1 protein-coding gene is annotated in these 513 nt (G+C 64.5%); it reads left to right on the top strand.

The annotated features are described in order from the left end of the window. Nucleotides 1-147 precede the first annotated feature (147 nt). Nucleotides 148-513 (top strand): hypothetical protein (locus AC1DWF_RS38800; protein WP_476843705.1); only part of this gene is annotated, 366 nt, incomplete at its 3' end.

Raw genomic sequence — 513 nt, 5'->3', positions numbered from 1 at the left:
GGAATCGGCCGCCGCAGCTTTGGCGTCAAGCGCCGCCGTTGCGGCCCCGGCGCAACAAAAAAACCTGACAAAAGAGTGATTGGCTGCGTGATCTTTTAGATGGAGTGAATAAATCTCTGGAAATCCATAATCGGAGAGCCAGTCGCAGTGCAGTACAAGAACATGTCGCGCCTTCGCTTGGCTCTCATGATCGGGACCGCACCGGGCCTCACCGGCCAGGCCTTGGCCCTGGATGCCACCTGGTCCGGCTCGGTGAACGGGGATTTCGGCACGGGCGGCAATGGAGTCGGCGGCACGGTGCCCGACGGCACGGCGCGCTGCGGGGGCTGGCGCTCGGCGGCGAGGCGGAGATCGCGCCGCGCTGGACGGTCGGCGCGCGGCTGGACAGCGAGCTTTCCGACCGCCTGCGCGAGGTCTCGGGAACCGTTCGGCTGCGCTACGTCTTCTGAGTGTCCATCCGTGATCATCCTGCGTGTGGGCAAAGCTTTCGGAGCATCATCCGAATGGATGCCC

The sequence above is a fragment of the Aminobacter sp. P4_D5 genome (genome assembly GCF_056401815.1).
This window is presented reverse-complemented; position numbering and strand designations above follow the sequence as displayed.